At 71.8% G+C, this 21,275-nt stretch carries 14 protein-coding genes; 4 read left to right on the forward strand and 10 right to left on the reverse strand.

From position 1 onward, the window contains the following. Positions 1 to 297: 297 nt before the first annotated feature. The 3 genes from ACIQ6R_RS36585 to thyX all read right to left on the reverse strand — a co-directional run bounded on the left by ACIQ6R_RS36585 (position 298) and on the right by thyX (position 3,994). Positions 298 to 1,983: a ribonuclease J gene (locus ACIQ6R_RS36585; RefSeq protein WP_404226340.1), complete on the reverse strand. Its 1,686-nt coding sequence runs from the start codon at positions 1,981 to 1,983 to the stop codon at positions 298 to 300. Positions 1,984 to 2,142: 159 nt separating this feature from the next. Continuing rightward, on the reverse strand, positions 2,143 to 3,042 hold the full coding sequence (gene dapA / locus ACIQ6R_RS36590; protein WP_404186778.1) for a 4-hydroxy-tetrahydrodipicolinate synthase: 900 nt from the start codon (positions 3,040 to 3,042) through the stop codon (positions 2,143 to 2,145). 211 nt (positions 3,043 to 3,253) lie between these two features. Beyond that, positions 3,254 to 3,994, reverse strand: a complete 741-nt coding sequence (thyX, locus tag ACIQ6R_RS36595) for an FAD-dependent thymidylate synthase (protein WP_404186777.1) — start codon at positions 3,992 to 3,994, stop codon at positions 3,254 to 3,256. Between the two features lie 188 nt (positions 3,995 to 4,182). On the opposite strand from thyX, the gene ACIQ6R_RS36600 reads away from it, so the two are divergent. After that, entirely contained in the window at positions 4,183 to 4,422 is a 240-nt protein-coding gene (locus ACIQ6R_RS36600) for a hypothetical protein (RefSeq protein WP_055421654.1), read from the forward strand. A gap of 115 nt (positions 4,423 to 4,537) precedes the next feature. Next, positions 4,538 to 5,092, forward strand: coding sequence for a hypothetical protein (locus tag ACIQ6R_RS36605; RefSeq protein ID WP_404226342.1), 555 nt, complete (start codon positions 4,538 to 4,540; stop codon positions 5,090 to 5,092). A gap of 115 nt (positions 5,093 to 5,207) precedes the next feature. On the opposite strand, the gene ACIQ6R_RS36610 is transcribed toward ACIQ6R_RS36605, so the two are convergent. From ACIQ6R_RS36610 to rpsO, 5 genes are all read right to left on the reverse strand, one after another. Continuing rightward, positions 5,208 to 5,663 (reverse strand): hypothetical protein, encoded by a 456-nt coding sequence (locus ACIQ6R_RS36610; protein WP_404186775.1) that lies wholly within the window; start codon positions 5,661 to 5,663, stop codon positions 5,208 to 5,210. Positions 5,664 to 5,688: 25 nt separating this feature from the next. After that, complete coding sequence (gene dapB / locus ACIQ6R_RS36615; RefSeq protein ID WP_404226344.1) at positions 5,689 to 6,441, reverse strand: 4-hydroxy-tetrahydrodipicolinate reductase; 753 nt, start codon at positions 6,439 to 6,441, stop codon at positions 5,689 to 5,691. A 30-nt stretch (positions 6,442 to 6,471) separates the two neighbouring features. Then, complete coding sequence (locus ACIQ6R_RS36620) at positions 6,472 to 7,851, reverse strand: M16 family metallopeptidase (protein WP_404226347.1); 1,380 nt, start codon at positions 7,849 to 7,851, stop codon at positions 6,472 to 6,474. Beyond that, a complete protein-coding gene (locus ACIQ6R_RS36625) occupies positions 7,848 to 10,091 on the reverse strand; it encodes a polyribonucleotide nucleotidyltransferase (protein ID WP_404186772.1) in 2,244 nt (747 codons plus the stop codon). The genes ACIQ6R_RS36620 and ACIQ6R_RS36625 overlap by 4 nt, the downstream gene beginning before the upstream one ends. A 309-nt stretch (positions 10,092 to 10,400) precedes the next feature. Next, positions 10,401 to 10,688 carry a 30S ribosomal protein S15 gene (gene rpsO / locus ACIQ6R_RS36630; RefSeq protein WP_019330982.1) on the reverse strand — a complete coding sequence of 96 codons (288 nt, stop codon included), beginning with the start codon at positions 10,686 to 10,688 and terminating at the stop codon, positions 10,401 to 10,403. A 340-nt stretch (positions 10,689 to 11,028) separates the two neighbouring features. On the opposite strand from rpsO, the gene ACIQ6R_RS36635 reads away from it, so the two are divergent. Together ACIQ6R_RS36635 and ACIQ6R_RS36640 are read left to right on the forward strand one after the other, a co-directional pair. After that, a complete protein-coding gene (locus ACIQ6R_RS36635) occupies positions 11,029 to 11,325 on the forward strand; it encodes a DUF397 domain-containing protein (protein WP_404186771.1) in 297 nt (98 codons plus the stop codon). A gap of 928 nt (positions 11,326 to 12,253) precedes the next feature. Then, a complete protein-coding gene (locus ACIQ6R_RS36640; protein WP_404226349.1) occupies positions 12,254 to 15,724 on the forward strand; it encodes an SCO5717 family growth-regulating ATPase in 3,471 nt (1,156 codons plus the stop codon). A gap of 117 nt (positions 15,725 to 15,841) precedes the next feature. Here the strand turns inward: ACIQ6R_RS36640 and ACIQ6R_RS36645 are convergent, their stop codons facing one another. Next, on the reverse strand, positions 15,842 to 16,789 hold the full coding sequence (locus ACIQ6R_RS36645) for a bifunctional riboflavin kinase/FAD synthetase (protein ID WP_404226350.1): 948 nt from the start codon (positions 16,787 to 16,789) through the stop codon (positions 15,842 to 15,844). Between the two features lie 127 nt (positions 16,790 to 16,916). Continuing rightward, positions 16,917 to 21,098 carry a trypsin-like peptidase domain-containing protein gene (locus tag ACIQ6R_RS36650; RefSeq protein ID WP_404226352.1) on the reverse strand — a complete coding sequence of 1,394 codons (4,182 nt, stop codon included), beginning with the start codon at positions 21,096 to 21,098 and terminating at the stop codon, positions 16,917 to 16,919. Positions 21,099 to 21,275 lie beyond the last annotated feature (177 nt).

Genomic DNA, 21,275 nt, shown 5'->3' on the forward strand with positions numbered 1-21,275 from the left:
TCTCTCAGGCTTTCCTCCGGGCGCTTCCCTTCGGTCTTGCGTTTCCGACTCTATCAGATCTTTCCGATCCGATTTCCTCGGTGCTTTCCAGGTTCCCGCTTTCGCGTTTCCCTTTCCGGCGACTCCGACTTTATCAGAGATTCTGAGTCGGATTTCCCGCCCTCCTGGGCCGGCTCCGATCCACGAAGTGATCGGGTGCCCGTCCGAGCGGAGATGTAAACGTACTGGAGCGGGGCGCCTCGATGCAAATCGAGGCGCCCCGCTCCAGGTTGACGCTGTCGGAGATCCGACTGCCCGTCAGACCTCCACGACCACAGGGAGGATCATCGGCCGGCGGCGGTACGTGTCCGAGACCCACTTGCCGAGGGTCCTGCGCACCAGCTGCTGCATCTGGTGGGGCTCGACGACCCCGTCCTGCGCCGAGCGTTCCAGCGCTTCCGTGACCTTGGGGAGCACCGCGGCGAACGCCGAGTCCTCGATACCCGAGCCCCGGGCCTGGACGTGCGGGCCGCCGGTGATCTTGCCGGTGGAGGAGTCGATGACCACGAAGACCGAGATGATGCCCTCGTCGCCGAGGATCTTGCGGTCCTTGAGGGCCGGCTCGCCCACGTCACCGACCGAGAGGCCGTCGACGTAGACGTATCCCGCCTGGACCTTGCCGGAGATCTTGGCCTTGCCTTCGACGAGGTCGACGACGACGCCGTCCTCGGCGATGACGATGCGGTCGTGCGGGACGCCGGTCAGGGCGCCCAGTTCGGCGTTGGCGCGCAGGTGGCGCCATTCACCGTGGACCGGCATCAGGTTCCGGGGGCGGCAGATGTTGTAGAAGTACAGCAGCTCGCCGGCCGAGGCGTGGCCCGAGACGTGGACCTTGGCATTGCCCTTGTGGACGACGTTCGCGCCCCAGCGGGTCAGGCCGTTGATGACGCGGTACACCGCGTTCTCGTTGCCCGGGATGAGGGACGAGGCCAGGATCACCGTGTCGCCGTTGACGATGCGAATCTGGTGGTCGCGGTTGGCCATGCGGGACAGGGCGGCCATCGGTTCGCCCTGGGAGCCCGTGCAGACCAGGACCACTTCGCTGTCCGGCAGGTCGTCGAGCGTCTTGACGTCCACGACGAGGCCCGGCGGGACCTTGAGGTAGCCGAGATCCCGGGCGATGCCCATGTTGCGGACCATGGAACGGCCGACGAAGGCGACCCGGCGGCCGTACTCGTGCGCGGCGTCCAGGATCTGCTGGATGCGGTGGACGTGGCTGGCGAAGCTCGCCACGATGATCCGCTTGCGGGCGCCCGCGAAGACCTGGCGCAGGACGTTGGAGATGTCCTTCTCGGGCGGGACGAACCCGGGGACCTCGGCGTTCGTCGAGTCCGAGAGGAGGAGGTCGATGCCCTCCTCGCTCAGGCGCGCGAAGGCGTGCAGGTCGGTGAGGCGGCCGTCCAGCGGGAGCTGGTCCATCTTGAAGTCGCCGGTGTGGACGACCATGCCCGCGGGGGTGCGGATGGCGACGGCCAGCGCGTCCGGGATGGAGTGGTTGACCGCGACGAACTCGCAGTCGAAGGGACCGATGCGTTCGCGGTGTCCCTCCGCCACCTCGAGGGTGTACGGGCGGATCCGGTGTTCCTGGAGCTTGGCCTCGATGAGCGCGAGGGTCAGCTTGGAACCGATCAGCGGGATGTCCGGCTTCTCCCGGAGGAGGAAGGGGACACCGCCGATGTGGTCCTCGTGACCATGGGTGAGGACGATGCCCTCGATGTCGTCGAGGCGGTCCCGGATGGACGAGAAGTCCGGCAGGATCAGGTCGATTCCGGGCTGCTCCTCCTCAGGGAAGAGCACCCCGCAGTCAACGATCAGCAGACGGCCGCCGTACTCGAAGACCGTCATGTTGCGGCCGATCTCGCCCAGGCCGCCGAGGGGCGTGACCCGGAGGCCGCCCTTGGGGAGCACCGGGGGACGGCCCAGTTCAGGATGCGGATGACTCAAAAGACTCTCCTCACCACAACACGCCACGTACCGGTGGGCACGTGGCGCGCGTGACGTTCGTGCAGAAGCAGTTGTCGTAGTGGGGTGCGGGCACCGGTGGCCCGCGTATTCAGTTGTGAAGTCCGGTCGCGCGGTGGTGCGGTCGTGCGAAGTCTGTTGTCAGAGCTGTACCCCGCCGGCGGCAAGATCGATCTTGAGCTGCTCGGTTTCCTCGGGCGTGAGGCCGACCATGGGCGCGCGCAGCGGTCCGGCGGGCAGTCCCAGCAGGGCGAGCGCGGCCTTGGTGGTCATGACGCCCTGGGTGCGGAACATGCCGGTGAAGACCGGGAGCAGCTTCTGGTGGATCTCCAGTGCCTTCTGTACGTCACCGGCGACGTGCGCGTCCACCATGGAGCGCAGTTCGGGGGTGACGACGTGGCCGACGACCGAGACGAAGCCGACCGCGCCCACGGAGAGCAGCGGCAGGTTGAGCATGTCGTCGCCGGAGTACCAGGCGAGGCCGGAGCGCGCGATGGCCCAGCTGGCGCGGCCGAGGTCGCCCTTGGCGTCCTTGTTCGCGACGATCCGCGGGTGCTCCGCGAGGCGGACCAGCGTCTCGGTGTTGATCGGGACGCCGCTGCGGCCGGGGATGTCGTAGAGCATGACCGGCAGTTCGGCGGCGTCGGCGATGGCCGTGAAGTGCTGGTACAGGCCCTCCTGCGGGGGCTTGTTGTAGTACGGCGTGACGAGCAGGAGGCCGTGTGCGCCCACGCGCTCGGCGGCGCGGGCCAGCTCGATGCTGTGCTGGGTGTTGTTGGTGCCGACTCCGGCGACGACGTGTGCCCGGTCGCCGACGGCCTCCAGGACGGCTCGTACGAGGTCCGCTTTCTCCGCGTCGCTGGTGGTGGGGGACTCGCCGGTGGTGCCGTTGATGATCAGGCCGTCGTTGCCTGCGTCCACCAGGTGGGCGGCGAGCCGCTGAGCGCCGTCGAGGTCGAGTGCGCCGTCCGCCGCGAAGGGCGTGACCATGGCGGTGAGGACCCGCCCGAAGGGGGTCTGCGGAGTGGAGGTCGGAGCCATGGGTTACACGCTACTCGTTGCTCAGGGCGGGGTCTGCCCTCGGGGGAGGCGGCAGGTCGGAACGGAAGTGGAGCCCGGCACTGCCTGCTCGGGGGTTCAAGCGGTGCCGGGTCCCTTTGATCAGGCTAGATGAACTTCTCCAAATGCCGCAATACGGACACTTCGCGCGACTGATGCGTACATCTGTGCCCGATCGGACGCCGAGGGCGCGCTACGGCGCCACGCGACCGTTGGCGTTGAAGGCGGCGTGGGTGAGCGGCATGAGCCGTGCCCACTCCTGCTCCATCTTCTCGCCGACCATCTCGATCTCCCGCTGCGGGAAGGAGGGGACCTTGGCCAGCTCGTGCTGGGTGCGCAGGCCGAGGAAGTGCATCATCGAGCGTGCGTTGCAGGTGGCGTACATGGACGAGTACAGGCCGACGGGGAGCACCGCGCGGGCCACCTCGCGGGCGACGCCGGCGGCCAGCATCTCCTGGTAGGTGCGGTAGGCCTGGCGGTAGGAGTCCTCCATCGACCGGCTCACCAGGTCGTGCTGCTCGGCGGTGCCCTCGACGAAGACGTACTTGCCCGGGCGGCCCTGCTGGACCAGCTTGCGCTCCTGGCCCGGTACGTAGAAGACCGGCTGGAGCTCCCGGTAGCGGCCCGACTCCTCGTTGTAGGACCAGCCCACACGGTGCCGCATGAACTCGCGGAAGACGAAGATCGGGGCGCTGATGAGGAAGGTCATCGAGTTGTGCTCGAACGGGCTGCCGTGCCGGTCCCGCACGAGGTAGTTGATCAGGCCCTTCGAGCGCTCCGGGTCCTTCTTCAGCTCGTCCAGGGACTGCTCCCCGACGGTTGAGACACGGGCGGCGAACAGCACGTCGGAGTCGGTCGCGCTGCTCTTGACCAGCTCGACGGTGACGTCGCTGCGAAGGTCGATCTTGAAGTCGTCGGCGGGGGTGTCGGTCACGGGTGCAGGGCCTTCCCATCTTGTCGCTTGGCGAGGCCACTCTACGGCTCGCCGGCCATCGGCCCGCCGAACGGGGCGTTCGGTGCGGTGCCGCGATGAAATCGGTGAAAGAGGGCACCCGAGGGGCCGTTCGTTCGTCTGTATGAGTAACAGCGAAACATTCATCCCTGAAGGGAGACGCAGCCTCCATGATCCGCCGGCGTGAACCCGTGCCGTTCGCCTTCGTCGCCGAAGCCGACAGGTTCCGCAGCAATGTCACACCCCCACCCCGGGAACGGGCGTCCTTCGGCCAGTTGGCCGGGCGCTGGCTGCTCGGTCTCACCGTCGTCGCCGGAATCGTGGGCTCCCTGGTGATCGGGATGCCCGCCCTGTCCGCCGACCAGCCCTCCCCGCACAAACAGCCGTCACAGGCCTCCGACCGGCGCTGAGGGGCTCCGTGGGGGCGGCGCTGACTCCATCCGGACCCCGAGGGTGGTGACCGGAGGCACAGGTCGGTAGCCTCACCGGGCACAGCACATGCCATGGAACGAGTGAGGACCAGCCGTGCCCCTGCCCTTCCTGACGGCCGACCGCGCCTTCGACGCCGACGACGACGTCGCGCTGCCGTACGACGACCGCGACCTCTGGCGCCGGCCTTACCGGCCGGGGCCGTGGCGCGTGGGGGTGGCGGCGCTGATGCTGCTGCTCGCCTCGTTCGTACTGTTCGCGGCGGTCATCATCGCGGCGACGGACTCGCTGTCCTCCGCCGGTGTGGTCTTCGGCGTCGCGGTGGTCGTGATCGCCTGTGCCCTGCGACTGTTGCGCATGGGTGCGTGGGTGAGCGCGCACGGGGTGCGTCACGTGAGCTTCTTCAGCACGCGCACGGTGACCTGGCAGCAGGTCTCCAGCGTGCGTACGGTGCAGCAGCCGGTGCGCTGGCTGGGGCTGCCGCGCACGGTCCAGGGACAGGCACTGCTCCTCGTCCGCCAGGGCCGGTCCGCGGAGACCTCGCCTCCGCTGCTGAGCACGCACAACGCCGACTTCCTCGGGCGGGAGGACGCCTTCGACCGGGCGGCCGACGCCGTGGAGGCGTGGGCCGCCGAGTACCGGCCAGGCTGAGCTCCGAGGACGGACGACAGACGCCGGGGGCCCGGACCGCAGTGCGGTCCGGGCCCCCGGCGTTCTCGTTCCATCTGAGTCTCGGTCTGCTCAGGCCGTCCGAGTCTCGCTCTGCTCAGGCCGCCTCGACGTGCTTGCCGTCGTGCAGGGCGATCGCCCGCTGCATCGCCTTGCGGGCGCGCGGAGTGTCGCGGGCGTCGTGGTAGGCGACGGCGAGGCGGAACCAGCTGCGCCAGTCGCCGGGGGCGTCCTCCGTCTCGGCCTTGCGCAGGGCGAAGACCTCGTCGGCCGAGTCCCGGTCGACGCGGCCGCTCGGGGTGCGCTTCAGCTCGTCGACGGGCAGTCCGCCCTCGGCGTCGAGTTCGGCGGCGAGCTGGTTGGCCTTGCGGACGAACTGGGTGTTCTTCCAGAGGAACCACAGGCCGATCACCGGCAGGATCAGCACCGCGACGCCGAAGGTGACGGTGAGGACGGTGCCGGTGCCGATGAGCATCACACCGCGGCTGCCGACCAGGGCGAAGTAGAAGACCAGGACGGCGGCCGTGATGACGTAGGAGATTTTCGCGCGCATGAGGGGCTGTGACTCGGTCCAGGTCTCAGTTCAGGTCCAGGAAGTGTTCCAGGCCGAAGGTGAGGCCCGGGGTGGTCACCACCCGGCGGGCACCCAGCAGGATGCCCGGCATGAAACTGCTGTGGTGCAGGGAGTCGTGCCGGACGGTGAGGGTCTCGCCCTCGCCGCCCAGCAGGACCTCCTGGTGGGCCAGCAGACCGCGCAGGCGGATCGCGTGGACCGGGACGCCGTCGACGTCCGCGCCGCGGGCGCCGTCCAGGGCGGTGGCAGTGGCGTCGGGCGCCGGAGCGGCGCCTGCCTTCTGCCGGGCCTCGGCGATCAGCTGGGCGGTGCGGGTGGCGGTGCCGCTGGGGGCGTCGACCTTGTTCGGGTGGTGCAGCTCGACGACCTCGACGGACTCGAAGTACGGGGCGGCGATCTGCGCGAACTTCATGGTCAGCACGGCGCCGATGGAGAAGTTGGGCGCGATGAGCACGCCCGTCTCCGGGGAGCCGTCGAGCCAGGTCCGCAGCTGCGCGAGGCGCTCGTCGGTCCAGCCGGTGGTGCCGACGACGGCGTGGATGCCGTGGCGCACGCAGTAGTCGAGGTTGTCCATCACCGAGGCGGGGGTGGTCAGCTCGACGGCGACCTGGGCGCCGGTCTCGGACAGCGCCCCCAGGCTGTCGCCCCGGCCGAGGGCGGCGACCAGCTCCATGTCCTCGGCGGCCTCGACCGCCCGTACCGCCTCGGAGCCGATCCGGCCCTTGGCACCGAGGACGGCCACGCGCAGCTTGCTCATGTCACATGCTTCCTTCTCGAAACGGGACCGTCAGGCGACGGCGTCGTGCAGCCGGGACGCCTGCTTGTCCTTCAGCGGGCCGATGACCGACAGCGAGGGCCGCCGTCCCAGGACCTCGCGGGCGACGGCGCGGACGTCGTCCGGCGTGACCGAGGCTATCCGGGTCAGCATGTCGTCGACGGACATCTGCTCGCCCCAGCACAGCTCGCTCTTGCCGATACGGTTCATCAGCGCGCCGGTGTCCTCCAGGCCGAGGACGGTGGAGCCCTGGAGCTGGCCGACGGCGCGGCCGATCTCGTCGTCGGTCAGACCGTGCTCGGCGACGTGGTCGAGTTCGTCGCGGCAGATCTTCAGCACGTCGTGCACCTGGGAGGGCCGGCAGCCCGCGTAGACGCCGAAAAGGCCGCAGTCGGCGAAGCCGGAGGTGTACGAGTACACGCTGTAGGCCAGGCCGCGCTTCTCGCGGACCTCCTGGAAGAGGCGCGAGGACATGCCGCCGCCGAGGGCGGTGTTGAGGACGCCCATCGCCCAGCGGCGCTCGTCGGTGCGGGCCAGGCCCGGCATGCCGAGGATGACGTGCGCCTGCTCGGTCTTGCGTCCGATCAGCTCGACGCGGCCGGCGGTGCGGATGGCGCGCCTGCCGTCGCGCGGGGCGATGGGCGCGGCCACCGGTTCCCGGAAGGCGCCGGCCTTCTCGAAGGCGGCGCGGACCTGGCGTACGACCTTGTTGTGGTCGACGTTGCCGGCCGCGGCGACCACCAGGTGCGTCGGGTCGTAGTGCTTCTTGTAGAAGCGGCGGATGCGGTCGGCGGTGAGGGCGTTGACCGTGTCGACCGTGCCGAGGACGGGGCGGCCGAGAGCGTTGTCGCCGAACATGGTGTGCGCGAACAGGTCGTGCACGCAGTCGCCGGCGTCGTCCTCGGTCATCGCGATCTCTTCGAGGATCGCACCGCGCTCGACGTCCACGTCCTCCTCGCGGATGAGTGAGCCGGTCAGCATGTCGCAGACCACGTCGATGGCGAGCGGCAGGTCGGTGTCGAGCACGCGTGCGTAGTAGCACGTGTACTCCTTGGCCGTGAACGCGTTCATCTCGCCGCCGACCGCGTCGATGGCGGAGGAGATGTCCAGGGCGCTGCGCTTGCTGGTGCCCTTGAAGAGCAGGTGCTCCAGGTAGTGGGTGGCGCCGTTCAGGGCCGGGGTCTCGTCGCGGGAGCCGACGTGCGCCCAGATGCCGAAGGTCGCCGAGCGGACCGAGGGCAGGGTCTCGGTGACGATGCGCAGGCCGCCCGGGAGGGCGGTCTTGCGGACCGTACCGATGCCGTGCTCGCCCTTGATCAGGGTTTGGGTACGGGCGACGGCCCGCGCCTCCGAGGAGGTGCGGGCCGTCGCCTTGGCGCTACGGGACGTCACTGGTCGGCGTCGTCCTTCTCCGCGGCGGAGCCGCTGGTGGACGCAGCGTCGTCGCCTGCTTCGCCCTCGATCACGGGGATCAGGGAGAGCTTGCCGCGGGAGTCGATCTCGGCGATCTCGACCTGGACCTTGGCACCCACGCCGAGCACGTCCTCGACGTTCTCCACGCGCTTGCCCCCGGCCAGCTTGCGGATCTGCGAGATGTGCAGCAGACCGTCCTTGCCGGGCAGCAGGGAGACGAACGCGCCGAAGGTCGTCGTCTTCACGACGGTGCCCAGGTAGCGCTCGCCGACCTCGGGCATGGTCGGGTTGGCGATGCCGTTGATCGTGGCGCGGGCGGCCTCGGCCTGCGAGCCCTGGGCGGCACCGATGTAGATGGTGCCGTCGTCCTCGATCGTGATGTCGGCGCCCGTGTCCTCCTGGATCTGGTTGATCATCTTGCCCTTGGGGCCGATGACCTCACCGATCTTGTCGACGGGGATCTTCACGGTGATGATCCGCGGCGCGTTCGGGGACATCTCGTCCGGCGTGTCGATCGCTTCCATCATCACGTCGAGGATGTGAAGGCGGGCGTCACGGGCCTGCTTGAGGGCCGCGGCCAGGACGGAGGCGGGGATGCCGTCCAGCTTGGTGTCGAGCTGGAGGGCGGTCACGAACTCCTTGGTGCCGGCGACCTTGAAGTCCATGTCGCCGAAGGCGTCCTCCGCACCGAGGATGTCGGTGAGGGCGACGTAGTGCGTCTCGCCGTTGATCTCCTGGGAGATCAGGCCCATGGCGATACCGGCGACGGGGGCCTTCAGCGGCACACCGGCGTTCAGCAGCGACATGGTGGAGGCGCAGACCGAGCCCATGGACGTCGAGCCGTTGGAGCCGAGGGCCTCGGACACCTGACGGATCGCGTACGGGAACTCCTCGCGCGTCGGCAGCACCGGCACGATGGCGCGCTCGGCGAGGGCGCCGTGGCCGATCTCGCGGCGCTTCGGGGAGCCGACGCGGCCGGTCTCACCGACGGAGTACGGCGGGAAGTTGTAGTTGTGCATGTAGCGCTTGCGGGTCACCGGGGAGAGGGTGTCCAGCTGCTGCTCCATGCGGAGCATGTTGAGGGTGGTGACGCCCAGGATCTGGGTCTCGCCACGCTCGAACAGCGCGGAACCGTGCACGCGCGGGATGGCCTCGACCTCGGCGGCCAGGGTGCGGATGTCGGTGACACCGCGGCCGTCGATGCGCTTCTTCTCCTTGATGACGCGCTCACGGACCAGGGACTTGGTCAGCGATCGGTACGCGGCGGAGATCTCCTTCTCGCGGCCCTCGAACTCCGGCAGGAGCTTCTCGGCGGCGAGCGCCTTGACGCGGTCCAGCTCGGCCTCGCGCTCCTGCTTGCCGGCGATGGTGAGCGCCTGGCTGAGCTCGGGGCGGACGGCGGCGCTGAGCGCCTCCAGGATGTCGTCCTGGTAGTCCAGGAAGACCGGGAACTCACCGGTCGGCTTGGCGGCCTTCGCGGCGAGGTCGGCCTGGGCGCGGCACAGGACCTTGATGAAGGGCTTCGCGGCGTCCAGACCGGCGGCGACGACCTCCTCGGTGGGCGCCTCGGCGCCGCCCTCGACCAGCTTGATGGTCTTCTCGGTGGCCTCGGCCTCGACCATCATGATCGCGACGTCGCCGTCCTCCAGGGCGCGGCCCGCGACGACCATGTCGAAGACGGCGTCCTCGAGCTCGGTGTGCGTCGGGAAGGCCACCCACTGGCCGCGGATCAGCGCGACGCGGACGCCGCCGATCGGGCCGGAGAAGGGCAGACCGGCCAGCTGCGTGGACGCGGAGGCGGCGTTGATCGCCACGACGTCGTACAGGTGGTCGGGGTTGAGGGCCATGATCGTGGCGACGACCTGGATCTCGTTGCGCAGGCCCTTCTTGAAGGACGGGCGCAGCGGCCGGTCGATCAGGCGGCAGGTGAGGACGGCGTCCTCGGACGGCCGGCCCTCGCGGCGGAAGAAGCTGCCGGGGATCTTGCCGGCGGCGTACATCCGCTCCTCGACGTCCACCGTGAGGGGGAAGAAGTCGAGCTGGTCCTTGGGGTTCTTGGAGGCGCTGGTGGCCGACAGCACCATGGTGTCGTCGTCCAGGTACGCCACGGCGGAACCGGCGGCCTGCCTGGCCAGCCGGCCGGTCTCGAAGCGGATGGTGCGGGTGCCGAAGGCGCCGTTGTCGATGACGGCCTCGGCGTAGTGGGTCTCGTTCTCCACCAGTGTTTTCTCCGTTACTTGTCGTCTTTCGTCCCTCCTCGCCCGTGTGGCGGGGGGACGGTGGCGGAGAAGCGCTTCGTCCGATGCGGGCCGGTCTTCGATCGAAGCACCCGGGGTTCTGCCCCCGGGGGCCACTACCGAGGACCGGCGGCGGCGAGGCGCGCTTCTCCTCGTTTCGTTCGTTGTGTCGTACGTCGTGCGTCGTGCGTCTTGTGTTCTGTTACCACACTACAAAGCGGCGGCGACAGCGCGCACGTACAGCAAAGGGAGCGGCCCCCGAACGATGGGAACCGCTCCCTTCACGGCGTCTTACTTGGCGCCCGCCGCACCGCGGCGGATGCCGAGGCGCTCGACCAGCGCACGGAAGCGCTGGATGTCCTTCTTGGCGAGGTACTGCAGCAGCCGGCGGCGCTGGCCGACCAGGATCAGCAGACCACGACGGGAGTGGTGGTCGTGCTTGTGGGTCTTGAGGTGCTCGGTCAGGTCGGAGATCCGACGGGACAGCAGAGCGACCTGGACCTCGGGGGAGCCGGTGTCGCCCTCCTTGGTACCGAACTCGGTGATGATCTGCTTCTTCACTGCGGCGTCGAGCGACACGCGTGCTCCTCTTGGTCTGTGAGTGCCAGCCGAGTGCCCCCGGTCTACGTCTCGGGGGATCTTCCGTGACTCGGAAGGCGGGGATCCGCTGGGCGCGGCCTCCAGGGCTCTCAGCTCCGGGGGCGCGTACACATACGGCCGTCACACAGCGTACCAGCCTGGGCGGACGACCCTTCCCGCAGGCTCGGTGACCGGGTCGCCACCCGTGCCGTGACCCGTGCTTCGCTCCTGGCCGTCACTCTTGCGGCTACGGGCATCCACAAACCGCTGAGCAGGGAGAACGGTGGCCAGTAGGGTAACCGCACAGACCGCCCGCAGTGCAGGAAAGGACCGAGCCACCATGGTCGATGCCGAGGACCGGGAACTCAAGGCGCGCAAGGAACGGGAGCGGGACGAGCTCTACTCCCTCGACATCTCCGGCGTCGAATGGCACAGCGCGCCCGGCACCGAGGAGCACGAGGAGCGGGTCGAGATCGCCTACCTGCCCGCCGGTGCCGTGGCCATGCGGTCGTCCCTCGACCCGGACACCGTGCTGCGGTACACGGAGGCGGAGTGGCGGGCGTTCGTGCTCGGCGCCCGGGACGGGGAGTTCGACCTGGAGCCGGGGCCGGGGGACGAGGCTGCCCGGGCGGAGTGAGGCGGGTGCGGTGAAGGGGGCCGTCGGGGCTTCCCCGCCGCGCTGCCGGTTCCGATGCCCGGGACCAGGCGGAACCACTGCTTCTTCTTGTCGCCGGAAGGACGGTTCGCGGACTCGACGGCGAAGAGGGCGAGAACGGCCGGCTCGGCGGACGGCACACTGAGGCGCTGAGGTCTCGGATGCCCTTGGCGGCGGAGTACGTCCATTCCTCTTCCCGGTCGTTCGCGCGGAAGAGGACGGCGGTGCGGTGGTCGCCCGTCACACGGCGTGGGCAGCGGCCCACTTGCCCGGCATCTCGACGTGCCCCCCGGGAACCATGTCGTCGACGAAGACCCGGAAGGCCATCTCGCCCAGGGTGCCGGCGGGTTGCTTATCGACGTTGCTTATCGACCGTCTTCCGGACGTCGAGAGGGCCCTGCCCGTCCACGGCCGGAGGTCTGTCCGACGGTGTGCCGTCATCGGTGGAGCGGTCCGAAGCTCACGCCTGGGTCCGCTTCCTGGTCCTGTGGTTCCCGCGATGGGATGACGGCAAGCGCCCCTACTATGCCGGGGCCTTGATCACCCGTGGTCACGAATGCGGCCCGCACCGTCGACTCCGACCGCCGTCCGACCGACCGATGGCGAGGTTCTGTCCGACTTGTTCGCGGATGTCGTACGGCGCATGCATGGATTCGGAAACGAGGTACGGCACTTCAGGGCAGGCTGTGACGCAATGGGCAGACGCTGGGGCGAGGACGGGGCTGCCGGGGTGAGCCGTGTGGTGATTAGGCTGGGTCCCGGCGCGACGCCAGAACCCGTGGACCGGGCGTGGGCGTCGTACGGGGAGGGCCGACGATCGGACGACCTCGTTTCAATGCGGACAACGTCGGACGACAAAAACGGTCGCCTCAGCACGGCATGAGGGTGCTCGACCACACCAGGAGGAACTGTGAGCAGCGATCGGGACGGGAACCGCGGGGGCTGGGCTACACCCGGCGATGACCAACCCGACGCGGAGTCCGCAATCGAGACGACGGGCGAGTTCACCATCGACTACGCTCCGCCCGCCTGGTACACGCAGAACGCGTCGAGCGATTCGGGTCAGGGGCAAGGGCAGAGCCAGGGACAGGGTCAAGGGCAGAGCCAGGGTCAAGGGGCGGGTTCGGGTGCCGGTTCCTCTTCCGGTGCCGCCTCTTCCACGCCTTCCACTCCTTTCCCTTCGTCCACTCCGCCTGCCCCCCGTGGGCCGGTTCCGCCGCTGCCGGGGCTGACTCCGCCGCCGCACGCGGCTCCGTCCAACGGATCGTCCTCCATTCCCGCCCCGGCTCCGGGGGCGCCCTTCACTCCGCCTCCGCCGCCCGCTCCGGGGGCCGCGTTCACGCCGCCTCCGCCGCCGGGTCCGGGGGCGCCCTTCACTCCGCCCGCGCCGCCGTCCGGCGGGCCGACCGGGCTTCCCAGGCTGCCGGTCGGCAGCGGGTTCGAGCCGCAGCAGCCGCAGGCGCGGCCGGAGCCCGAGCCCGAGCCCAGGATTGAACCGCAGGTGCGAGCCGAGCCGGAGGCCGTGGCCGCCCCGGCGCCTGCCGCGGACCCGGCTTCTCCCACGGCCGTACCGGCGTTTCCGGGCGGCGGGTTCCAGCTTCAGGCGCCCGCTCCCCCGCCGGCCGAGGAGCCGAAGGCAGAACCGACGCTGAAGCCGGAGCCGGAGCCGGAGCTGGACTCGGACTCGGACAACGGTGACTTGGAGAGCGGCGCCACCATGCGCTTCTCCGCCGTCGCCCTGCAGCGGGAGATCGCCGAGCGTGCCGCGGCGGACGACAGCGGGCAGGACGAGCGCCCGGAGCCTGCGGTCGACGAACCCGCAGTCACCGCCGCGGACGACGCGGTGATCGTTTCCGACGAGATCGGTGAGGACACGCAGGACGAGCCCTCCGCCGTGAGGGACGATGCCGTGACGGACGACGCCGTCGAGTCCGAGAGCGTCGACGGTTCCGCGGTCGCGGGCGGTCCCGAACTCGCCGACGACGGTGAGCGGGACAGGGAGACGGACGAGGTCCGTACGCCCGCGGACCGTACGGGCCGCGAGAGCACGGACGGGGACGGTACGGCTGGTGCGGTCGCCGAGTCCGGCCTGGCCGACGATGTGGCCGAGTCCCGCCTCGCCAATCCTGCTCCGGACGATGGGCCCGTGTCGGTCGCACCGCTCGCTCCCGCCGCTCCGGTGGCCGAACCCGCCCCCGAGGGCAGCGCCCCGGCCGAGGACGAGCCCGAGGACGCGGTGCCCCCTCGTCAGGGCGCCCAGCCCCCGGCGGAGACCATGACGCCTGTCTCGGAGCCCGCGGACGCCGTTCCGGCCGACGCACCGCCCACGGTGCAGGGCGAGGTGCCGCCCCTGCCTCCGTCGTACCCTCCCGTCGCACCGGCCCCGGCGCACCAGTGGCCCGCAGAGCCGCAGCCGGCCCCCGCCGCTCCGGAGCAGCCGGGCGTACCGGCCCAGCAGCCTCCGTTCCAGCCGCAGGCTCCGCAGCCGGCGCCCGCCGCGTGGAACCCGCAGCCCGCCGCCGCGCCGATGCCGCCGAATCAGGTGCCCGCGCAGCCCGCTCCGCAGGCCGGCTACGGCTTCCCGCAGCCGGGCGCCACGCCTCCGGCGGCACAGCAGCCCCCGGCCCAGCAGCCTGGCGGCGCTCCCGCGCCCAGCGCTGCCGGTTACGGGTTCCCTCAGCCCGGTGCGCCGGCTCCGCAGCCCTATTCCCCGGCGCAGCCCGGTGGTTACGGCTTCCCGCAGGCGCCCGCGCCGCACGGGCAGTCGCCCGAGCAGCAGCCGCAGCAGCCGCACCCCGGCGTGCCGCAGCAGGGGCAGCCGCAGGGTGACGCGCAGTCCCCGCCGACCGCGCCGCCGGCCGCTCAGCAGGGTTTCGCCCCGCAGGACCCGCAGGCCCAGCCGATGGCCGCACAGCCGGGGCAGGCCCCTCAGACCCCGCCGGCCCCGTCCGCCCAGCAGCCGTACCAGGCCGCGGCCCCTGCACCCCAGCCGATGCAGCCCGGCCAGCCCGGTCAACCTGGTCAGCCCGGTCAGCCCGGTCAGCCGGACCAGCCTCAGCACGTACAGCAGGCCCAAGCGCCTCACCAGCCTCAGCAGCACCCCGTCGATCCCCGGCTCGGTGCCGCCTGGCCGCAGCCCATGCAGCACGACCAGCGTCAGCCCACCAACCCGGGTGCCGCACCGCTCGGTTACACCGCGGCCGTGGAGCTGTCGTCCGACCGGCTGCTCAACAACAAGAAGCAGAAGGCGAAGAGCAGCCGCCCGGCAGCCGGCGGTTCGCGGTTCAAGCTGGGCGGGAAGAAGGAGGAGGCCGAGCGGCAGCGGAAGCTGGAGCTGATCCGCACGCCCGTGCTCTCCTGCTACCGCATCGCCGTCATCAGCCTCAAGGGCGGCGTCGGCAAGACGACCACCACGACCGCCCTCGGCTCCACGCTCGCCACCGAGCGGCAGGACAAGATCCTCGCGATCGACGCCAACCCGGACGCCGGTACGCTCGGCCGCCGGGTGCGCCGCGAGACCGGCGCCACCATCCGTGACCTCGTCCAGGCGATCCCGTACCTCAACTCGTACATGGACATCCGGCGGTTCACCTCCCAGGCCTCGTCCGGGCTGGAGATCATCGCCAACGACGTCGACCCGGCCGTGTCCACGACCTTCAACGACGAGGACTACCGGCGCGCGATCGACGTGCTGGGCAAGCAGTACCCGATCATCCTGACCGACTCGGGTACCGGTCTCCTCTACAGCGCCATGCGCGGTGTACTCGACCTCGCCGACCAGCTGATCATCATCTCGACGCCGTCCGTGGACGGTGCGAGCAGCGCCAGTACGACGCTGGACTGGCTGTCCGCGCACGGGTACGCCGACCTCGTCTCCCGGTCCATCACCGTCATCTCGGGGGTCCGCGAGACCGGCAAGATGATCAAGGTCGACGACATCGTCGGACACTTCCAGACGCGGTGCCGGGGCGTCGTCGTGGTGCCGTTCGACGAGCACCTGGCCGCCGGTGCCGAGGTCGATCTCGACATGATGCGGCCGAAGGTGCGGGAGGCGTACTTCAACCTCTCGGCGATGGTCGCCGAGGACTTCGTCCGCCACCAGCAGTCGCACGGCCTGTGGACGTCCAACGGCAACCCGCCGCCGGTGGCCGCACCGCCGCTGCCGGGTCAGCCCATGCCCGGACAGCAGCCCATGCAGGGTCAGCCCGGTGCGCCAGCGCAGCCCCAGCCGGGACAGCCCTACCCGCAGCAGCCGGGGCAGCCGTACGCGCAGCCCGGGCAGCCCTACCCGCAGCAGCCGGGGCAGCAGCCGTACCCGCAGCCCGGTTACGGCTATCCGCAGCAGCCGGGGCAGACGCCTCCCCCGCCGCCACAGCAGTAGCCCCTGACAGCGCAGGGCGGCCGGTGCTCGTCGGCACCGGCCGCCCTTCGGCGTGGTAACCCTGGCCCTGGCCCAAGTCGTAGTCGTAGGAGGGAATGGGCGGGCAGGCGGAAGGCGTCAGGACGCCGCCGCGATCAGCTCCCGGCAGCGCTCGACGTCCGCGGCCATCTGTTCGAGCAGTGCGTCCAGCGTCTCGAACTTCGCCTGGCCCCGTACGAAGGCCAGGAAGTCGACGCCGACGTGCAGGCCGTACAGGTCGAGGCCGACGCGGTCGATGGCGTACGCCTCCACCGTGCGCTCGGTGCCCTCGAACTGCGGGTTGGTGCCGACGGAGATCGCGGCCGGCATCGCCTCGCCCTGGGCGTGCAGCCAGCCGGCGTAGACGCCGTCGGCCGGGATGGCGGTGTGCGGCAGGGTCTCGACGTTGGCCGTGGGGAAGCCCATCTCACGGCCGCGCTGGGCGCCCCGGACGACGACGCCCTCGACGCGGTGCGGGCGGCCCAGGATCTCCGCCGCGCCGGCGACGTCGCCCTCGGCGACCAGGCGGCGGGTCAGGGTCGACGAGAAGGGTTCGCCGCCGCCCGCGTCACCGGTCACGTACAGGTCGACGACCTCGACCTCGAAGTCGTAGACCCTGCCCTGCTCGACGAGGAACTCGACGTTCCCCGCGGCCTTGTGACCGAAGCGGAAGTTGGGGCCCTCCACGACCGCCTTGGCGCGCAGCCGGTCGACCAGGACCTTGACCACGAAGTCGGCCGCGGACAGCTTCGAGAACTCCTTGGTGAAGGGGAGGATCAGCACCGCGTCCACGCCCAGTTCCGCCATCAGTTCGGCGCGGCGGTGGTGCGGGGCGAGCAGCGGCGGGTGGCTGCCGGGGCGGACGACCTCGCTGGGGTGCGGGTCGAAGGTGACGACGACGGCGGGTACGCCCAGTTCGCGGGCGCGGTCCACGGCGTGCTTGATGATCAGCTGGTGCCCGCGGTGGACGCCGTCGTAGGAGCCGATGGTGACGACGCTGCGTCCCCAGTCCTCGGGGATGTCCTCCAAGCCACGCCAGCGCTGCACTGTGTCTGCTCCTTGGTGGTTTCCGTGGTGCCTCTTACGCAGGTCTAAGGGTGCCATGCCGTCCGGCTCCCGCCCGCATCGGCATCCGCGCTGTGACCGGGTGCACGCCCCGTGCGCCGGATCCGGTTCAGGCGGGGACCCGGGCGCCCGCCAGGTTCTCGATCGTGCGGCGTGCGCTGGGGCCCACCAGCGCGGCCCAGTCCTGGGGCTCGTCGGCCAGCCAGCCGGTGACCCTGGTGGCGAACCCCGGGAGGTGGCGGGCCAGGTCGACCAGGCCGCGGTCGAAGCGGGCGGCGCCGTCCGTGGTGCGGACGAGGAGCAGGCCGGTGCGGTGGACGAGGGCGGGCAGGTCGTCGCCGCCGCACCGGGCGGCCGCGTGCAGCAACGCGTCCAGGACGGCGGGGTCCCGCTCGTGGGCCAGGAGGTGTTCGCGCAGCTCGCGGCGGAGCGGGCCGCGGCCGGGGGTGCCGTCGCCGGCGAGGACGCCGGCGAGTGCGGCCCGCACCGGCTCGGGACCGTCGTCGAGCAGGCCGGTGACCAGGGGGTGGAGTACGGCACGGGCCCCGGGGTCCCGGTCGAGGCGCCGGTCGACGTACGCGGCCACGTGCCCGGCGGTCTCCGGGCGTTCCAGCACGGCCTCCCCGACGAGTACGGCCACCCGGCGGGCCAGCGCCGGCGTGGTCGCGTCGGCGAGCCTGCGCAGCGCCTCCCCGGCGTCCGGGCCGCGCAGTCGGGCCCGGAAGGCGTCGAGGACGGGCTCCGGATGGGTCGGCAGCGCGGCGGCCACCGCGCTCGGCGGGAGATACGGGTCGCCCGCCGCGAAGTGACCGAGCGCCCGCGTGAGGTGGCGGTCGCGGCTGTCCGGGTCCTGTACGAGCAGGGCGAGCGCGCCGCCGCGCAGGGCGCTGTCGGCGGGGTCGGTGAGCAGGACCAGGGCGGCGTGGCGGAGCAGGGTGCGGTCGGCGCCGGTGCGTGCGTGCGGTGCGGTGCGCAGCCCATGGGTCACCGCCGCCGTCCGCCGGGCGGGCCGCTCGTCACGCGCCCACCGCTCGACGGCGCGGCAGAGAGCGGACGGCTCCTCCTCGGCCAGGACGGCGAGCAGTTCGTCGGCCCGGCGGTGCGTGCTGTCGACGAGTACCTCGGTGAGGCCGTCCAGGCCGCCCGGGCCGCGGTGGCGGTGCGTGTGCAGCAGCGCCTGTGCGGCCGTCGCGACGGTGGCGTGCGGGGTCGCGGGCAGCGGCCGTTCGTCGTCGAACCAGCGGACGAGGAGCGGTTGCACGGCCGCGGGGTCGGCGGTGAGCCGCCCGGCGACGCTGTCGAGGTAGCGGGGGCCGGGCTCGTGCGGGGGGCCGTCGGCGAGGACGAGGCGACGCAGCAGGTCCAGGCGCGTGGCCTCCGGCAGCCGCACGGCCGTCCAGAAGCCGGGCCCGAACTCCCCCGGCGCCGCCCGCCCTTCGCCGCTCCGCTCCGCGATGCGGTCGGCGAGCAGCCGCAGGACCTCCGTGTACGGCGTGGCCTCGGGCACGCGGGTCAGCACCTCGGCGAGCAGCCGGGGGGCCCACCAGGAGTGCGGGTCGGCGTCCAGTGCGTTCACCAGCTCTTCGAGAGTCAGCGCGAGTTGGGGGACGCCGTACTGGCGGGCGAGGAGCAGCAGCGCCTCGACGACGGGGCCGATGCGGTGGTGCGGCACGGGGAGGGCGTGCGTGTCATGCGGGGTGCCGCGGCGGTGGACGAGGGCGCGCAGGGCCTCGTCCAGGTCGAGGTGCGTGCCCTGGATCCAGTCGGCGAGTTCCTCGTGGGCGAAGCGGTAGCCGCTGCCGGCGGGTACGAGGAGGCCCTCGCCGAGTACGGCCGTTGCCCAGCCGGTGCCGCCGCCGAGCCGGGCGGGGGCCGGCCCCCACGGGAACAGCGCCTCGAACGACTCCCGGTCCAGCTCGCCCTGGCCCGGGCCGAGACTGCGCCGGGCCGCCTCGTGGACCTGTCCGGAGACCTTTGCCGCGAGTCGTCGTACGGCGGAGCCGTGCAGGCCGTTCTCCCCGGCCAGGCGGTTGGCGATGCGCAGGCACGTCAGGTCCAGGTAGGCCGCGAAGACCGCGTCCCGCTCGACGCGGGCGGGGGGCGGGGAGCCGGGGAGGGCCTCGTGGACCTCCGCGAGCAGGCGGAGGGTGAGCGGGTGCCGGCCGTCCGGGTCCCCGAGGGCGCCTTCCGGTACGCGGTAGCGTGCGCGCGCCTCCCGGGCCTCGTCGTCCCGCAGGTCGCCGAGACGGACGCAGGGCGGGATCCCGGCGCCGCGGGCTCCGGGCCGGGGCTCGGTGGACTCCGGCCGAACGGCCGGGGCTACGGGGGCTGCCGTCCCGGAGGACGTCCTTCCGGCGGTCGGCCCCGTCTGCCTCGGCGCCGCGCCGGCCGCCCAGAAGGGCGCTTCCGGTTCACGACCGGCGGCATGCGACCGCGGCGCTCCGCCTCCCACCTCTGCCTCCCCTGCCTCCCCTGCCGCCTCTGCCGCCTCTGCCGCCTCTGCCGCCTCTGCCATCGTCTCCCCCAGGGCCGCTTCGAGGCGCGTCCCGAGTGAGGGCACTTCACTGCCCGGCCCCGGCACCGACGCGCCACGGGCCGGCGCGGGACACGGCTCATCACCAGCCGCCCCGGACGGCGGCAACGCACCGCCCGCGCCGCACGCACCGGGGTGCCGCTCACCACCCGCCGACCCGGGCTGCGACACCCCGCCATCCGGTCCGGACACAGGCTCCCCCGTCACCGCCCCGTACAACAGCTCCCGCGGGAACTCCGCCCCCGCCCGCTCCCAGTACTCCGCCCGGCATGCGACCACGAGCCGTGTCCCGGTGTCCCGCAGCCACGTCACCGTGCCCTCCGTCCACTCGGCAAGGCGGTGGGCCAGGACGGGCGGCATCTCCTCGGGCCCGTCGAGCAGCAGCAGGAGAGGGCGTCCGGCGGTGCGGGCGAGGTGGGCGAGGCGGTCCGGGGTGATGTCGCCGAGGCCGGCGGAGCGGGAGCGGTCCGAGGCGGCGATGATGCGGGCGGCCCGGGCCAGCGCCCTGCCTGCCGCGTCCGCCAACGACATGTCGTCGTCCCGCAGATCGGCGCCGCGCAGCCACAGCGTGGGCGCCGGTTCCGTCCCCAGGGCACGGCGGGAGGCGAGGGCCGCCAACTCGGTCGTACGGCCGCTGCCGGGTGCGCCGACCAGCCCGAGCACACTGGCGCGACTCGCGTCGAAGTCGGCGAACTCTCGTACCACGGCCGCCCGTTCGACAGGATCCGCGAGACGACCGGCACCCGGTCCGACACCCGGACCGCTCCGGACACGGGAACCGGATCCGGAGCGAGAACCGGATCCGGAACCGAGACCGAGGCCCGGGCCGGGGCCGGGGCCGGTCCCCACACCCACACCCACACGCCCACCCCCCACCGCCGCCCCCGGCGGGCCGTCCTGCCCCACCGAGGTCGCCGTGAGTGCGAGTACTCCCGCCAGGTTGAGGTCGGCGCCATAGGCCGGCACCGTCGCCGCGTTCTCGGCGAGCAGGTCGGCGAGGGGGCCGGGGGCGGGAAGCAACGGCACGGCGAAGCCGACGTCGCTGTGTCCGGAACTCAGGGCGGTGCCGAGGACGCCGACGACCGCGCCGGTCGCGACGTCGAGCACCGGTCCGCCGGCCGCGCCGCCGCCCAGCCGCAGCGCGTCCCGCCCCGAGGTGCCGAGCGCCAGCTCCAGGGCGTCGCCGAGGAGGTGGAAGCGGTCGGTGGCCGTGTAGGTGACGTCGGTGGCGCCGAGGACCCGGGCCTCGCGCCAGCCGCAGGCGGCGATCCGGACGTACGTCCCGGCCTCGACCCTGCCCCGCGTCGCGACGGGCAACGGCTCGGCACCGAGGCCGTCGGAGCGTACGAGGGCCAGGCCGAGGGCGGGCAGCGGAGTCACGTCGGCGGCGGCCACGACACGGCGGCGGTCCCCGGCGTCGCTCAGCACCAGCCGGGACAGGCCGTCGACCGCTTCATGGCTGGTGATCACCGTGCCGTGGTGGTCGGCGAGGAAACCGGTGCCCCGGGGACGGCCGGCGAGGTCGTGGACACGGATCAGCGCCTCGTCGGGCGCGATGCGTGGTGCCTCGGTCGGCGGGGCGGGCGGCCCGCCGCACGCCTGTGGGAACCCACCACGCGCGTCCGGGACGCCACTTCGCGCCTCCGGGACGCCACCCCGCGTCTCCAGGAAGCCGCCACGCGTCTCCGGGAAGCCGTCCCGGGACCGCAGTCCCGCCCTGTCGCCCGCCGCCTCCCGGGACCGGTTCCGCGACGCCATCGTCGAGCCTCCCCGCCGTACACCCGTGCTGTGTGTTCGACGGTAGGCGCGTGATGATCAATGGGACAGATCCCATGACGAACGCGCCCCCTTCCGCTCCCCCGCTTCACTCCGAGCGCCTGCCCGGACGGGTGAACAGAAGGGGAGGGTTGGATACACCCTGGGTGGTGGGGGAAC

The sequence above is a fragment of the Streptomyces sp. NPDC096048 genome (assembly GCF_044763415.1).
Taxonomy (GTDB): domain Bacteria; phylum Actinomycetota; class Actinomycetes; order Streptomycetales; family Streptomycetaceae; genus Streptomyces.

Bases quoted from the DNA above. Each gene is read 5' to 3' on its own strand.
- dapB (WP_404226344.1), bottom strand. From the start codon at position 6,441: ATGAGCAAGCTGCGCGTGGCCGTCCTCGGTGCCAAGGGCCGGATCGGC.
- ACIQ6R_RS36610 (WP_404186775.1), bottom strand. From the start codon at position 5,663: ATGCGCGCGAAAATCTCCTACGTCATCACGGCCGCCGTCCTGGTCTTC.
- ACIQ6R_RS36635 (WP_404186771.1), top strand. From the start codon at position 11,029: ATGGTCGATGCCGAGGACCGGGAACTCAAGGCGCGCAAGGAACGGGAG.
- dapA (WP_404186778.1), bottom strand. From the start codon at position 3,042: ATGGCTCCGACCTCCACTCCGCAGACCCCCTTCGGGCGGGTCCTCACC.
- ACIQ6R_RS36650 (WP_404226352.1), bottom strand. From the start codon at position 21,098: ATGGCGTCGCGGAACCGGTCCCGGGAGGCGGCGGGCGACAGGGCGGGA.
- ACIQ6R_RS36600 (WP_055421654.1), top strand. From the start codon at position 4,183: ATGATCCGCCGGCGTGAACCCGTGCCGTTCGCCTTCGTCGCCGAAGCC.